Genomic DNA, 14435 nt, shown 5'->3' on the forward strand with positions numbered 1-14435 from the left:
GGAGGCAACGCCATGGCACCACGCGGACGCGAGCGCAAGTTCAACCCCACCATCCCGGCGCACATCGACCAGACGGCGCTGCCAGCCGGTGTGTACTGGGATGCGTCTGGCCGCGGCCGCTGGTACGTGTTCATCCAGAAGGAAGGCCGGCCCGCCCGCGAAACCATCGCCGGTCCCACGGCCAAGCTGTCGGATCTGCACCGCCTGGTCGAGGAAGGCAAAGGAGGCCCCACGCACGGCACGATCGCCTGGATGCTGGCCGCCTTCCATGACAGCACCAAATTCAAGACGCTGGCCAAGGCCACGCAGCGCGATTACGCCGTGTGCCGGAAGATCATCGAGGCGTTCCCGATCACCGGCGGCGGGAAGTTCGGAACGCTCATGGCTGGCCGGCTCACCCAGACCAACGTGCAGCGCCTGGTCGAGAAGATCGTCCGCCAAGGTCACCCGTCCAAGGCCAACCACGTGCTGCGCTACCTTCGCCGGGTCTACAAATGGGCCGGCCCGCACCTGGGACTGAAGGACAACCCCGCCAAGGGCATCGAGCAGGCCCAGGAACGCCAGCGCAGGCGCCTGCCGCCGCAGTCTGTATACGACGCGGTGCTGGCCTTCGCGCGCGAACGCGGCGCCCTCAAGGCCCACACGAAGGGTTCCCAGCCCCCGTACCTGTGGATGGTGGCCGAGCTCAGCTACCTGTGCCGCTTGCGCGGCATCGAGACCAATACGCTGGTGGAAGCGCAGGGCGAGCCGGAAGGCCTGCGCACCGATCGCAGAAAGGGCAGCCGCAACAACATCGTGGAGTGGTCGCCGCGACTGCGCGCGGCCTGGGACGCGGCGCTGGCGCACCGGCGCGGCGTGATCGCCCGACGTGGCCAGCCCGAGCAGCTGCGGCCAGAGAATCGCTTCGTGTTCCTCTCCGAAGACGGCGAGCCGCTGACCAAGGACGGCCTGGACAGCGCCTGGCAGCGGCTGATCTTGAAGGCGATCGAGGCCGGCGTGATCACCGAGGAGCAGCGGTTCAGCCTGCACGACCTCAAGCGCAAGGGCGTCACCGACACCAAGGGCACCAAGCGCGACAAGCAGGACGCCGCCGGCCTGACCGAGCCCATGATGAACGTCTACGACCTCAGCGTTCCGCTCGTGAAACCTGCTGATGCACCCTGATTTTTACGGAGCATCATTACGGAGGCAAAGAAAAAGGGACTTAGATTTTCACCTAAGTCCCTGTTCTTAATGGTGGGCTGTCAAGGATTCGAACCTTGGACCTATTGATTAAGAGTCAACTGCTCTACCAACTGAGCTAACAGCCCCGAAAACTGGGCGCGTAGTGTACCCGCATCCCTTGTTTGTTACAAACCCCGCCGCAGCGGAATCTTCCATCAATGGGGTGGAAGACGGGATTTGAACCCGCGACCCCCGGAATCACAATCCGGTGCTCTAACCAACTGAGCTACATCCACCACTGAAACCTGCTGTTCCCGCCGGAGCACACCACCCATGGCGCGCCCGACAGGACTCGAACCTGTAACCGCCGGCTTAGAAGGCCGGTGCTCTATCCGGTTGAGCTACGGGCGCCCGGTCCGGATTGTCGCATCCCCGCCCTGCCGGAACACACCCTGGCGGTGCATCAGACTGGTCGGGGTAGAGGGATTCGAACCCCCGACCCTCTGCTCCCAAAGCAGATGCGCTACCAGACTGCGCTATACCCCGACGAGGGTCCCGGCGTGGCGTCTGGACGCCAACGAGGCCGCGTATTGTCGGAACCTGCGGCCCCGCTGTCAAACGGAACGTGCGGGGCGGTCGCCTTGCGATATGCTCAGCGGCATGGGACAGACGTCCGGCAACCACGTGAGGGAACGATGATACGCAGCGGCAATCCGGCATTGAAGGAATCCACGTTCCTCGACCTCGGCAGCGGGACCGTCGTCTCGCGCGATGGCGAGGCAATGACGCTCAACGGCACGGTCAACAAGACCGGCATCCTGTTGTTGCTGACCGTGTTGACGGCAGCGTACTCCTGGAACCAGGCACTCGGAACGGACGGCCTGCCCGCACCGGGGTTCGCGCTGTACATGTGGGGAGGCGCCATCGGCGGCCTGGTCCTGGCGCTGATCACCGTCTTCAAGAAGACCTGGTCGCCCGTCACCGCGCCGCTGTACGCGCTGGTGGAGGGATTCTTCCTGGGTGCGATCTCGGCGGTCTACAACGCGAAGTTCGACGGCATCGTGATGCAGGCGGTCATGCTGACCTTCGGCATCATGTTCGCGTTGCTGTTCGCCTATCGCAGCGGCCTGATCAAGGCGACCGAGAACTTCAAGCTGGGCGTGGTGGCGGCGACCGGCGGCATCGCGCTGGTCTACCTGGCCAGCATCGTGCTGGGCTTCTTCGGCATCAACATCCCGATGATCCACGAAGCAGGCTGGGTCGGCATCGCCTTCAGCCTGTTCGTGGTGGCCATCGCCTCGCTGAACCTGGTGCTGGACTTCGACTTCATCGAAACCGGCGTGGAACAGGGCGCGCCCAAGTACATGGAGTGGTACGGCGCGTTCGGCCTGATGGTCACGCTGGTGTGGCTGTACCTGGAACTGCTGCGGCTGTTGTCGAAACTGCAGTCGCGCGACTGAGTTTCCGCACACGGCACGATCAAGGGAACGGGGCGCGCAAGCGCCCCGTTTTCATTCCGCCGCCGGCACCGTGCGGCGCGACGGCCACAGCATGAAGGCCAGCGCGGACACGGCCAGCAGCCAGCAGTACTGCACGCTGCCGGCCAGCGCGAGCGGCGACACGGCCGCCAGCGACGCCGCCAGCAGGATCTGCGCGCCATAAGGCAGCACGCCCTGCACCACACAGGCGAACATGTCCAGGACGCTGGCCGCGCGGCGCGGACTGATGCCGTGGCGCTGCGCGATGTCCTTGGCCAGGCTGCCGGTCACCAGAATGGCGACGGTGTTGTTGGCCGTCAGCGCATCCGAACCGGCGGCCAGCGCGGCGATGCTGAGTTCACCCGAGCGACGGCCGGCGTGGCCACGCGCGAACCGGGCGATGACCCGGGCCAGCCACGCCAGGCCGCCGGTGGCCTTGATCAGCGCCGCAAGGCCACCGATGAGGATGGACAACAGGGTGATTTCCACCATGCTCTCGAACCCCACGTAGATGTCGCCGGCGAACGAGACCACGTCGTAGTCCTGCGCCATCGCGAAGCCGAACAGACCGGACGCGACCAGGCCGATCGCCAGTACCAGCACCACGTCCAGCCCGGCCAGCGCCAGCCCCAGCACCAGCAGGTACGGCAGCGCCAGCCAGGGCGACGCGGCGTCGGGCGCTTCGACGGGCGCGGCGTCGCCCAGCACGCCGAGCAGGACCAGGGTCGCGATGGCCGCCGGCAGCGCGATCTTGAAATTCTCGCGGAACTTGTCGCGCATCTCCGCGCCCTGGCTGCGGGTGGCGGCGATGGTGGTGTCGGAGATGATCGACAGGTTGTCGCCGAACATCGCCCCGCCCAGCACCGCGCCGACGACCAGCACGCGGTCCAGTCCCGCCGCGTCGGCCACGCCCAGCGCGATGGGCACCACCGCGGCCACCGTGCCCATCGAGGTGCCGATGGAAAGCGAGACAAACGCTGCGACCAGGAACAGACCCGGCAGGATCAGGCTGGCCGGCAGCGCGCCCAGACCCAGCGCGACGACCGCATCGACGGCCCCGATCGCCTTTGACACGGTGGCGAACGCGCCCGCCAGCAGGAAGATCAGGCACATCAGCATGACGCTGCTGTCGCCCATGCCCTGCAGCAGCGTCTGCTGGGCCGGGATGCCGCGCCGGCGGGCCAGCCAGACGCCCAGCGCCAGTGCCGGCAGGATCGCCACCGGCGCGCGCAACTGGTAGAAGCCCATGGCCTCGCCCTGCGCGGTGTAGTACAGGCCCGCGCCGAAGAACAGCGCCAGGAACAGCAGCAGCGGGGTCAGCGCCAACGCGCTGGGACGGACGGACATGGCGGGACCTTCTTCGTGGGGCCGCGGAGTGTGCGTGCCCTTCGCCTCGCATCCAACCTCATGGATGGGACATACGCAAACAAAAGCGGGACACCGCGGGCCGGTCGGCGCGTCAGCCGTCCTGCAGGCCGCTGGCGAGGCGATAGCGCGTGCTCGCCGCCAGCGTCGCCCAGAGCAGGACCAGCCCGGCCAGCGCCAGCGCCGCGCCGTGCGCACGCGGGCCGAGCAGCAGGTAACCGATGCCGAACATCAGCGCGAAGACGCCGGCGTTGCCGGCCAGCCATGCCGCGCCCAGCCAGAGCATCGCCTTCTTCGGCGCGGCCCCCGGCAGGCCCTGCCACCATCCCGGCGGGCGGACGCGGCGGACGAACGCCGCCAGATGCTCGCGGGGCACCGGCGGCGTGAGGAAGGTCGCCGCCATCGCGCAGGTCGTCGCGATCGCGACGATGGCCACCAGCAGGTGTTCGGCGCGCGCATCGGGGAAGAGCGGATAAAGCACCATCGCCGAGGTCACCGCCGCCACGATGCCAGCGATTTCGGTCCACGCATTGGCGCGCCACCAGAACCAGCGCAGCATCGACGGCAAGCCAAGGCCCGCCCCCAGCGCGATGAAGAACCGCCACGCCTGCTCGATGCTGTCGATCCGCGAGGCCACCACCACGCCCATCGCGGCGAGCAGCAGCACCGCCAGGCGGCTGACCCAGACCAGGCGCGACTGGCCGGCGTCGGGATCGACGAAGCGTCGATAGAGATCATGGGTGAGGTAGCTCGCCCCCCAGTTGAGGTGCGTGTCCACCGTGCTCATGAACGCCGCCAGCAGCGAGGCGAACAGCAGGCCCAGCGCGCCGGCCGGCAACAGCTGCGCCATCAGCACCGGGTAGGCCATCTCGCGGTCGTTCGCGACCACGCCGGCGGCCCCCTCGCCCGCCGATCCCAGCGGAAACACCAGCAACCCCACCAGCGCGACCAGCACCCAGGGCCAGGTGCGCACGGCGTAGTTCAGCACCACGAACCACAGGGCGCCACCGACCGCATGCCGCTCGTCGCGCGCCGTGAACAGGCGCTGCGCCAGGTAGCCGCTGCCGTCGCTGTAGTACTGCGCCCACCACTGCACGGCCACGTAGATGAGGAAGACATGCAGCGGCAGCCAGGCGGCGTCCTGCGCAGGCACGAACGCCAGCAACGCGTCCACGTCGTAATGCTGCGCCAGGCCGTCCCGCAGCCCCTGCAGTCCGCCCACGTGCTCGATGGCGAACCACGCGAACAGGGTGCCGCCCACCAGCGCCATCGCGAACTGCACCAGGTCGGTCAGGATGACGCCGCGGATGCCGCCCAGGCTCGAGTAGACCCCGATCACCCCGAACAGCACCAGCACGGTGATCGTGTCGCCGGGCGTCCCCACCCACAGCGTCTCCGGCCACAGCGCGGCGAATCCCGCCACCACCTCCGGCCCGAGCCATACCTCCCAATCCACGAAGGGCGCCGCGATCTTCACCATCGCCCGGACCACCCAGCCCAGGATGATGGCGTTGATGAAGATGGCGAAGAAGGTCGCCTTGAAGCCGCGCAGCCAGGCACCGGATCGCCCGGCGTAACGCAGTTCGATCAGTTCGGCATCGGTGAGGACGCGCGAGCGGCGCCACAGCGCGGCGAACACCACCGCCACCGACACATGCGAGATCGCCCAGGACCACCACAGCCAGTTGCCGGCCACGCCATGCTTGGCGACCAGTCCCGCCACCACCAGCGGCGTATCGGCGGCGAATGTGGTGGCGGCCATCGAGGTTCCCAGCCACCACCACGGCAGCGACCGGTCCGCGACGAAGTACGACTCCAGCGAGCGCCCCGCCGTGCGGGACACCCAGGCGCCTACCAGCAGCGTCGCCGCCAGATAGGCCGCGACGATGGTCCAGTCAATGACCGCCAGCGATCCCATCGGGCGCGACGGCATGCGTCATGAGGAACATTGGACCGAGGATACCCCACGCACTGCGGGGGGCCAAACCGCATCTCCGCGCCTCAAGGCGCGGAGATGCGCGCGCGCCGCACTCAGACGCGGCTGGCGATCGCCTTGGCGAACGACATGGTGGTGCCCTCGCCGCCCAGGTCCGGGGTCAGCGAATCCTTCGCTTCGAGCGTGGCGATGATGGCCGCACGCAGGCGCTCGGCCTTTTCCGGCTGGCCCAAGTGGTCGAGCATCTGCGCCGCGCCCAGCAGCAGCGCGCACGGATTGGCGACGCCCTTGCCGGCGATGTCCGGTGCCGAACCATGCACGGCCTCGAAGATCGCCGCGTCGACACCGATGTTGGCGCCCGGTGCCAGGCCCAGGCCGCCGACCAGTCCCGCGCACAGGTCGGAGATGATGTCGCCGAACAGGTTGGTGGTGACGATGATGTCGAACTGCTCCGGACGCATCACCAGCTGCATGCAGGTGTTGTCCACGATCATCTCGTTGGTCTGGATCTCGGGGTACAGCGCAGCCACTTCGCGCGCCACCTTCAGGAACAGGCCCGAGGTGGTCTTCAGGATGTTCGCCTTGTGGACGATGGTGACCTTCTTGCGGCCGGTCTTGCGGGCCAGCTCGTAGGCGTAGCGCACGATGCGCTCGGAACCCTTGCGGGTGATCTTCTGCGTCAGCAGCGCGGTTTCGCCGTCTTCCGAGATCGACTGGCCTTCACCGATGTAGGCGCCCTCGGTGTTCTCGCGCACGGTGATCAGGTCCACGCCGGTCGGGAAGCGCGACTTGGTGTTCGGGAACGACTTGGCCGGGCGCACGTTGGCGTACAGGTCGAAGTGGCGGCGCAGCGCCACGTTGATCGAGCTGAAACCCTCGCCCACCGGCGTGGTCAGCGGACTCTTCAGCGCCACGCCGTTCTTGCGGATCGAATCCAGCGTGGCCTGCGGCAGCAGGTCGCCGTGCTTTTCCAGCGCGACCAGGCCGGCATCGGCCTCTTCATAGGTCAGGCCGACCTTCATCACGTCGAGCACGTGCAGGGTGGCGTCCATGATCTCCGGGCCAATACCGTCGCCGCGGATGACCGTAATCGTCTGGGTCATTGAGTGGGGTTTCCGAACAGGGGCGCGCGCCGGACGGGGCCGCGACGCGTGCAGAGAGGGAGATTTGTCCCGCAATTATGCCCGATCGGCCGCCAAGCCCCCTAATCGACGATGGTCTGAGGCCGGTTCCGCCGGGCGAAACGGGACAGGATCATCGCCGGGGCCGTCATCCCGGCGAAGGGGGGTATCCGTGTCCCCGCTGCGTTTCCTTCCAACGGCTACGGCGACTGCTGAAAGCGAAGATCAAGATGGGTCCCAGCTTTCGCTGGGACGACGGCCACGCGGAAATAGTTCCCCGAACCGCTCAGGCACGACACCGGCGGACGCGGGCAGGCAAGGTGCTCGCACGAGCACCTGATCCACCTTGGCGACCTCAGTGGTCGTGCGCCGCCGGCGCGTCGGCCTGTCCGCCTTCCAGTTGGTCGAGGAAATCCACCGCGCGGCGCAGGTGCGGGATGACGATGGAGCCGCCCACCACCAGGCCGACCGAGAAGGTCTCGAAAAACTCCTCGCGCGTCACGCCGGCCTCCTTGCACTGGGCGACGTGGTAGCTGATGCAGTCGTCGCAGCGCAGCACCATCGAGGCGACCAGACCCAGCAGCTCCTTGGTCTTCACGTCCAGCGCGCCGGCCTGGTAGGTCTGGGTGTCCAGGGCGAAGAAGCGGCGCACGACCTGGTTGGGTTCGTCCAGGATGCGCTTGTTCATCCGCTGGCGGAATTCGGTGAAGGCCTTCACCCGGTCCTGGCTGTCGTCGGCGGCGCTCATGCGGCCTCTCCCGCCAGCAGTGCGTCGAGCTTGCCGGCGCGGTGCAGCGCGATCATGTCGTCGTAGCCGCCCACGTGCACGTCGCCCACGAAGATCTGCGGCACGCTGGTGCGCCGGGCGGTGGCGATCATCTTCTCGCGCTCGGCCGGGTCCAGGTCGATCCGTACCTCGGTCCAGGACTGGCCCTTGCTCTTCAGGAAGTTCTTCGCCGCCACGCAGTAGGGGCAGATGGCGGTGCTGTAGATGGTGATCTGGGGCGCGGTGGCGCCCGTCGGGGTGTCGCTCAAGGGAAGTCTCCGGAACGAAAGGGACATGCAGGGGTCCCAGCCAATATCGGGCAGGCCGCGCCGTCTTCCAGTGAACGAAGTGGAACAGTGCGAACCGGAACCGGTCCGGTTAACCACGTATTCACTCGCCCGGATCGACGACCGGTCATCCTGATGAAGACGCCCATTATCCGCCACGGAGCCCCGTTTGCGTCCCTTGCTGCTCGCCACCGCCTTGACCCTGGCCCTCGCCGCACCGCTGGCGTCGCCGCAGGAAAGCCGCCTGCCCGACATCGGCTCGTCCGCGGGCGAACTGCTCACGCCGGCGCGGCAGGCCCAGTACGGCGGGATGATGCTGCGCGAACTGCGCAACTACGGCTACCTGCTCGAGGACCCGCTGATCACCGACTGGCTGCAGGGCGTCGGTGGCCGGCTCGGCGCGGACAGCGACAACCCGCAGCAGTCCTACACCTTCTTCATGATGCGCGACCGGCAGATCAACGCCTTCGCCACGCTGGGCGGCTATATCGGCATGAACGCCGGCCTGGTGCTGACGGCCGACCGCGAGGACGAGGTGGCCGCGGTGCTCTCGCACGAAATCGCCCACGTCACCCAGCAGCACGTGCTGCGCGGCGTGGAGCGCGCCCAGCGCGACCAGATCCCGATCCTGCTGGGCATGCTGGGCGCCATCGTGCTGGCGCAGGCGGCCGGCGGCAGTTCCAGCGGCGACGCCTCGCAGGCCGCCATCGCCAGCGCGATGGGCCTGATGCAGCAGCGCCAGATCGACTACACCCGCTCCAACGAATCCGAAGCCGACCGGGTCGGCATCCGCACCCTGTCCCGCGCCGGCTACGACATCGATGCGATGGCCGGCTTCTTCGCCAAGCTGCAGCAGGCGACCCGGGTGGCGCGCGGCAGCGGCCGCGAACAGGTGCCGGACTACCTGCAGACCCACCCGGTCACCACCACCCGCATCAGCGAGGCCCGCCAGCGCGCCGACCAGCTGCGGGGCGACCAGGTGACCGCCGTGACCACGGTGCCCGGCGGCGAGCGCGTGGAGCGCTTCGACCGCACCGGCATCGTCCTGCCGGAAACGCGCAGCGACAATCCGCTGCTGCCGATTCCCGTGACCCTGCCGTCGCAGGCCTTCCGCCAGGCCGACACCGGCCAGTTCGACTGGGCCCGCGAACGCCTGCGGGCGCTCAGCGCCAGCACGCCGTCGGCCGCCGTCCGCGAGTACGAGACCCTGCGCCGCCAGGCCGGCAAGCCGCTGACCGGACCGGAACGCTACGGCCTGGCCGTGGCCCACCTGCAGGGCGGCGATACCCGCACCGCGCTGACCGAACTGCAGCGGCTGGCCGACGAGCACCCCGACAACCTGTGGCTTTCCCTGACGCTGGGCGAAGCCGAATCGCGCACCGGCAACGCGGCGGCGGCCAACCGCCGCTTCGATGCGCTGATGCAGCGCTACCCGCAGAACCGTCCGGTGGCCCTGACCTACGCCAAGATCCTGAACGAACAGGGGGGCCGCGAGGCCGGCCAGCGCGCGCAGGCCCTCCTGCGCCCGATGATGGCCCGCGCCGGCGACGACCCGGTGTTCCAGCAGCACTTCGCCCGCGCCAACGAACTGGCCGGCGACACCGCCCGCGCCGGCGAAGCCTATGCCGAGGCCGCCTACCTGAACGGGCGGCCGGAACAGGCGCTGATCCAGCTGCAGAATCTCAAGAACCGGAGCGACCTGGACTTCTACGCCCGCGCCCGGGTCGATGCCCGCATCGCCACCATCACCCCGGAAGTGCTGGAACTGCGCCGCCAGGGGATCCGCGACCCGGACGTGGAACGGCGCTGACCGGCCGTCGGCACGCTGCCATGACAGTCCTGCGGCATGTCATGTAAACGTCACAAAATTGTCGTCTACTGCCACCGTCCCCCCCGCACCCGGATCCTGCGTGCAGAAGCACATCCTGATCGTCGACGACGAACCCGCCATCCGCGACATGGTGGCGTTCGCCCTGCGCAAGGGCGAATACGAGCCGATCCACGCCGGCGACGCCCGTGAAGCCCAGAACGCCATCGCGGACCGTGTGCCCGACCTGATCCTGCTGGACTGGATGCTGCCCGGCACCAGTGGCCTGGAGCTGGCCCGCCGCTGGCGCAAGGACGCCATGACCCGCGACGTGCCGATCATCATGCTCACCGCCCGTGGCGAGGAGAACGACCGCGTCGGCGGGCTGGAAGCCGGCGTGGACGATTACGTGGTCAAGCCGTTCTCGGCCCGCGAGCTGCTGGCCCGCATCCGCGCCGTCATGCGCCGCTCGCGCGACGACGACGAGGACGGCAGCGTCGCCGTCGGCAACCTGCGTATCGACGGTGCGGCCCACCGCGTGTTCGCCGGCGACACCCCGGTCGCCATCGGCCCTACCGAGTACCGCCTGCTGCACTTCTTCATGACCCACCCCGAGCGCGTCTACTCGCGCACGCAACTGCTCGACCACGTCTGGGGCGGCAGCGTCTACGTGGAAGAACGGACCGTCGACGTGCACATCCGCCGCCTGCGCAAGACCCTGGAACCGCATGGCCTGGAAAACATGGTGCAGACCGTGCGCGGGTCGGGCTACCGGTTCTCGGCGGCGATGTGAGGTTGTCGCGGGAATCGGGAATCGGGAATCGGGAATCGTTGAAAGCACGTATCGCCTTCGCCCGTCATCCCGGCGCACGCCGGAATCCACCTTGATCTTGCCGTTGCCCGCACCAAGGCCGACGCGACGGCCAATACCACCGCAACAGGGATCGTGGCGTACACCGGAATGACGGAAAAGCAGTCGCGCTCCCTGCCCCATCCCCTGCTGTCATACACATCTGCCTACAATCGGTCCATGCCCCACGACATCCGTTCCGCGTGGTTCAAGACGCTCGGCCAGCTGGCGCTGGTGCTGGCGCTCGCGGTCGTGGTCGGCCTGCTGGTGGGCCAGGTGTGGCCGGTCGTCACCGCCGCCGCGCTCGGCGTGGTGACGTGGCACTACTGGCGGCTGCGCAAGGTGCTGCTGCGTCTGACCGCGCGGCAGCGGCTGGAGCCCGCGCAGGGCAAGGGCGTGTGGAACGAACTCGACCGCCTGCTGTTCCGTGGCCAGGCCGAGATGCGCACCCGCAAGCGCCGCCTGCTCGACATGCTGCGTGCCTACCGCGCCGCCGCCGCCGCGCTGCCGGATGCGGTGGTGGTGGTGGAGCGCAACAGCCAGCGCGTGCAGTGGTTCAACAAGGCCGCCACCAGCCTGCTGGGGCTGCAGTACCCCTCCGACATCGGCGCCCCTGTCGGCGACCGCCTGCAGCCGCTGCCGTTGTCGCACTGGCTGGCGGCCGGCCGCAACGCCGAGCCGATGCTCGATGCCGCCTCGCCGGTCGACCCCCATCTGCGGCTCAACCTGCGGCTCATTCCATATTCCGACGAGTACTGGCTGCTGGTCGCGCGCGACGTCAGCAAGATGCTGAGGCTGGAACAGATGCGCCGCGACTTCGTCGCCAACGTCTCGCACGAACTGCGCACGCCGCTGACCGTCGTGCATGGCTACCTCGACATGCTGGAACCCACCGAGTATCCGGACTGGGCGCCGATGCTGAGCGAGATGCAGAAGCAGTCGCAGCGCATGACCCAGCTGGTGGAAGACCTGCTGACCCTGTCGCGGCTGGAAGCGCAGGACAGCCTGCCCGACGAGAACGTGGCGATGGCGCCGATGCTGGCCACGCTGCGCCGCGAGGCCGAAGCGCTGAGCCAGCGCCGCCACACCATCGTGATCCAGGACGAAGCCAACCTGGACCTGTCCGGCTCCAACAAGGAACTGCACAGCGCCTTCTCCAACCTGGTCAGCAATGCGGTGCGCTACACGCCGGTCGGCGGCACCATCACCGTGCGCTTCGCGCGCGAGGGCGACGGCGCCGTGCTCAGCGTGCGCGACACCGGCTATGGCATCCCCACCTCGCACCTGCCGCGCATCACCGAGCGCTTCTATCGCGTGTCCACCAGCCGCTCGCGCGAAAGCGGCGGCACCGGCCTGGGCCTGTCGATCGTCAAGCACGTACTGAACCTGCATCAGGCCCGCCTCGAGATCGAGAGCGAAGTCGGCCAGGGCAGCGTGTTCTCCATCCATTTCGGTGCCGAGCGCGTCGAGCCACGCCTCGACGCTTTCAGCCCCCACACCACGGACAGCCAGACCGCATGAACGCCGCCCTGGACACCACGCCCCCGCCTGCGACCGGCGAAGACGCGCTGCGCGATCCCTCGCTCTACCTGAACCGCGAACTGTCCCAGCTGGATTTCAACTTCCGCGTGCTGGCGCAGGCGCAGGACCCGTCGGTGCCGCTGCTGGAGCGCCTGCGCTTCCTCTGCATCTCCTGCACCAACCTGGACGAGTTCTTCGAGATCCGCGCCGCCACCGTGCGTCATGCGTTGGACTTCGGCCTGCCGCCCGGCGCCGACGGCATGAGCCCGGCGACCGTGCTCAACAAGATCCACGACCGCGCCGCCGAGCTGGTGGATGCGCAGTACCGCTGCTGGAACGACGTGCTGCGCCCCGGCCTGGCCGAGGCCGGCGTGCGCGTGTTCGGGCGCGACAGCTGGAACGCGCGCCAGACCCGCTGGCTGCGCGCCTACTTCCGCAACGAGATCATGCCGGTGCTGTCGCCGCTGGGCCTGGACCCGGCGCATCCGTTCCCGAAGATCCTCAACAAGTCGCTCAACATCGTGGTGGTGCTGAAGGGCAAGGACGCGTTCGGCCGCGCCGGCCACCTGGCCATCGTGCGCGCGCCGCGCTCGCTGCCGCGCATCATCCACCTGCCGCAGCGCGTGTCGGGCGGCGAGAATGATTTCGTGCTGCTGTCGTCGGTGCTGTCGGTGTTCGTGGACGAGCTGTTCCCCGGCATGGAGGTGAAGGGCTCCTACCAGTTCCGCGTGACCCGCAATTCCGAAGTGGTCGTGGACGAAGAGGAAGTCGAGAACCTCGCGCTGGCATTGCGCGACGAACTGGTCGGCCGCGGCTACCGCCCGGCCGTGCGGCTGGAGATCGCGCACGACTGTCCCAAGCCGATCGTGCGGCAGCTGCTGCAGAACTTCGGGCTGACCGAAAACGCCGTGTACCCCATCCATGGCCCGGTCAACCTCAACCGCGTGATCCAGGTGTACGACCTGGTGCAGCGGCCGGAACTGAAGTACCCGGTATTCACCCCGCGCCCCCTGCGCGACAGCGAAGCCATCTTCGAGAAGATCGCCGACGACGACGTGCTGCTGCACCACCCCTTCGATTCGTTCGGCGCCGTGCTGGACCTGATCAAGCAGGCGTCGGTGGACCCCGACGTGCTGGCGATCAAGCAGACGCTGTACCGCACCGGCAAGGACTCGGCCATCGTCGAGGCGCTGGTGCAGGCGGCACGCAACGGCAAGGACGTCACCGTGGTGGTCGAGCTGCGTGCGCGCTTCGACGAGGACGCCAATCTCGGCGTGGCGGACAAGCTGCAGGAAGCCGGCGCCCAGGTCGTCTACGGCGTGGTCGGCTACAAGACCCACGCCAAGATGCTGCTGATCGTGCGCCGCGAAGGCCGCAAACTGCGCCGCTACGTGCACCTCGGCACCGGCAACTACCACAGCGGCACCGCCCGCGTGTACACCGACATCGGCCTGCTCACCTCCGACCCGGACATCGGCAGCGACGTGCACCTGCTGTTCCAGCAGCTGTCCGGCCTGGCGCCCACCACCAAGCTCAAGCGCCTGCTGCAATCGCCGTTCACCCTGCACCCCGGGCTGATCAAGAAGATCGAGCGCGAAGCCAAGCTGGCCCGCGCCGGCAAGCCGGCGCGCATCATCGCCAAGATCAACGCCATCAACGAACCGCGGATCATCCGCGCGCTGTACGCGGCCTCGCAGGCCGGCGTGCGGATCGACCTGATCGTGCGCGGCGCCTGCGCGCTGCGCCCCGGCGTGCCCGGCATCTCCGACAATATCCGCGTGCGTTCCATCGTCGGGCGCTTCCTCGAACACAGCCGCCTGTACTGGTTCGGCAACGACGGTGCGCCGGAACTGTACTGCGCCAGCGCCGACTGGCTGGAGCGCAACCTGCTGCATCGCGTGGAAACCTGCTTCCCGATCCTGGACAAGGACCTGGCCGCGCGCGTGTTCAAGGAAGGGCTGCAGAACTACCTGGACGACAACTGCAACGCCTGGGAACTGCAGGCCGATGGCGGCTACGTCAAGCTGACGCCCGGCGACGACACGCCGCACTCGGCGCAGGGTCTGCTGTTGGCCAAGGTGTGAGGCGACCCAACCATGCGGCCGGCGACGATGCGTCATCCCGTCGCATGGCAGCAATG

General features: G+C 68.1%; 11 protein-coding genes and 4 tRNA genes. 6 read left to right on the plus strand and 9 right to left on the minus strand.

Annotated features, from left to right (window positions below):
- Positions 1–12 precede the first annotated feature (12 nt).
- Positions 13–1164 (plus strand): integrase, encoded by a 1152-nt coding sequence (locus tag MMG85_RS12025; protein WP_241046265.1) that lies wholly within the window; start codon positions 13–15, stop codon positions 1162–1164.
- A gap of 70 nt (positions 1165–1234) precedes the next feature.
- On the opposite strand, the gene MMG85_RS12030 is transcribed toward MMG85_RS12025, so the two are convergent.
- The 4 genes from MMG85_RS12030 to MMG85_RS12045 all read right to left on the minus strand — a co-directional run bounded on the left by MMG85_RS12030 (position 1235) and on the right by MMG85_RS12045 (position 1710).
- Positions 1235–1310 (minus strand) — tRNA-Lys (locus tag MMG85_RS12030).
- A gap of 73 nt (positions 1311–1383) precedes the next feature.
- Positions 1384–1460 (minus strand) — tRNA-His (locus MMG85_RS12035).
- Positions 1461–1498: 38 nt separating this feature from the next.
- Positions 1499–1575 (minus strand) — tRNA-Arg (locus tag MMG85_RS12040).
- A 58-nt stretch (positions 1576–1633) separates the two neighbouring features.
- Positions 1634–1710, minus strand: a tRNA-Pro gene (locus tag MMG85_RS12045).
- A 149-nt stretch (positions 1711–1859) separates the two neighbouring features.
- Here MMG85_RS12045 and MMG85_RS12050 point away from each other — a divergent pair.
- Positions 1860–2624 carry a Bax inhibitor-1/YccA family protein gene (locus MMG85_RS12050; RefSeq protein WP_241046266.1) on the plus strand — a complete coding sequence of 255 codons (765 nt, stop codon included), beginning with the start codon at positions 1860–1862 and terminating at the stop codon, positions 2622–2624.
- A 51-nt stretch (positions 2625–2675) separates the two neighbouring features.
- Here the strand turns inward: MMG85_RS12050 and MMG85_RS12055 are convergent, their stop codons facing one another.
- The 5 genes from MMG85_RS12055 to grxC form a co-directional block, all read right to left on the minus strand.
- Positions 2676–3989, minus strand: coding sequence for a Na+/H+ antiporter NhaC family protein (locus MMG85_RS12055; protein WP_241046267.1), 1314 nt, complete (start codon positions 3987–3989; stop codon positions 2676–2678).
- Positions 3990–4101: 112 nt separating this feature from the next.
- Positions 4102–5940, minus strand: coding sequence for a Na+:solute symporter (locus MMG85_RS12060; protein WP_241046268.1), 1839 nt, complete (start codon positions 5938–5940; stop codon positions 4102–4104).
- 98 nt (positions 5941–6038) lie between these two features.
- Entirely contained in the window at positions 6039–7046 is a 1008-nt protein-coding gene (locus MMG85_RS12065; RefSeq protein ID WP_241046269.1) for an isocitrate dehydrogenase, read from the minus strand.
- Between the two features lie 373 nt (positions 7047–7419).
- Entirely contained in the window at positions 7420–7812 is a 393-nt protein-coding gene (locus tag MMG85_RS12070; protein ID WP_055941968.1) for a carboxymuconolactone decarboxylase family protein, read from the minus strand.
- Positions 7809–8099, minus strand: coding sequence for a glutaredoxin 3 (gene grxC / locus MMG85_RS12075; protein ID WP_241046270.1), 291 nt, complete (start codon positions 8097–8099; stop codon positions 7809–7811). Before grxC ends, MMG85_RS12070 begins: the two co-directional genes overlap by 4 nt.
- Positions 8100–8286: 187 nt before the next feature.
- On the opposite strand from grxC, the gene MMG85_RS12080 reads away from it, so the two are divergent.
- From MMG85_RS12080 to ppk1, 4 genes are all read left to right on the plus strand, one after another.
- Entirely contained in the window at positions 8287–9927 is a 1641-nt protein-coding gene (locus MMG85_RS12080; protein WP_241046271.1) for a M48 family metalloprotease, read from the plus strand.
- Between the two features lie 100 nt (positions 9928–10027).
- Positions 10028–10717, plus strand: a complete 690-nt coding sequence (phoB, locus tag MMG85_RS12085) for a phosphate regulon transcriptional regulator PhoB (RefSeq protein WP_055941959.1) — start codon at positions 10028–10030, stop codon at positions 10715–10717.
- 237 nt (positions 10718–10954) lie between these two features.
- Positions 10955–12295: a phosphate regulon sensor histidine kinase PhoR gene (gene phoR, locus MMG85_RS12090; protein ID WP_241046272.1), complete on the plus strand. Its 1341-nt coding sequence runs from the start codon at positions 10955–10957 to the stop codon at positions 12293–12295.
- Positions 12292–14379 (plus strand): polyphosphate kinase 1, encoded by a 2088-nt coding sequence (gene ppk1, locus MMG85_RS12095; RefSeq protein ID WP_241046273.1) that lies wholly within the window; start codon positions 12292–12294, stop codon positions 14377–14379. Before phoR ends, ppk1 begins: the two co-directional genes overlap by 4 nt.
- The last annotated feature ends 56 nt before the right edge of the window (positions 14380–14435 follow it).

The sequence above is a fragment of the Pseudoxanthomonas sp. LH2527 genome, from assembly GCF_022539275.1.
Lineage (GTDB): Bacteria > Pseudomonadota > Gammaproteobacteria > Xanthomonadales > Xanthomonadaceae > Pseudoxanthomonas_A.

Excerpts from the sequence above, each read along its gene's own strand:
- MMG85_RS12055 (WP_241046267.1), bottom strand. The coding sequence starts at position 3,989 with ATGTCCGTCCGTCCCAGCGCGTTGGCGCTGACCCCGCTGCTGCTGTTC.
- phoR (WP_241046272.1), top strand. The coding sequence starts at position 10,955 with ATGCCCCACGACATCCGTTCCGCGTGGTTCAAGACGCTCGGCCAGCTG.
- MMG85_RS12050 (WP_241046266.1), top strand. The coding sequence starts at position 1,860 with ATGATACGCAGCGGCAATCCGGCATTGAAGGAATCCACGTTCCTCGAC.
- MMG85_RS12060 (WP_241046268.1), bottom strand. The coding sequence starts at position 5,940 with ATGCCGTCGCGCCCGATGGGATCGCTGGCGGTCATTGACTGGACCATC.
- MMG85_RS12070 (WP_055941968.1), bottom strand. The coding sequence starts at position 7,812 with ATGAGCGCCGCCGACGACAGCCAGGACCGGGTGAAGGCCTTCACCGAA.
- ppk1 (WP_241046273.1), top strand. The coding sequence starts at position 12,292 with ATGAACGCCGCCCTGGACACCACGCCCCCGCCTGCGACCGGCGAAGAC.
- MMG85_RS12065 (WP_241046269.1), bottom strand. The coding sequence starts at position 7,046 with ATGACCCAGACGATTACGGTCATCCGCGGCGACGGTATTGGCCCGGAG.
- MMG85_RS12025 (WP_241046265.1), top strand. The coding sequence starts at position 13 with ATGGCACCACGCGGACGCGAGCGCAAGTTCAACCCCACCATCCCGGCG.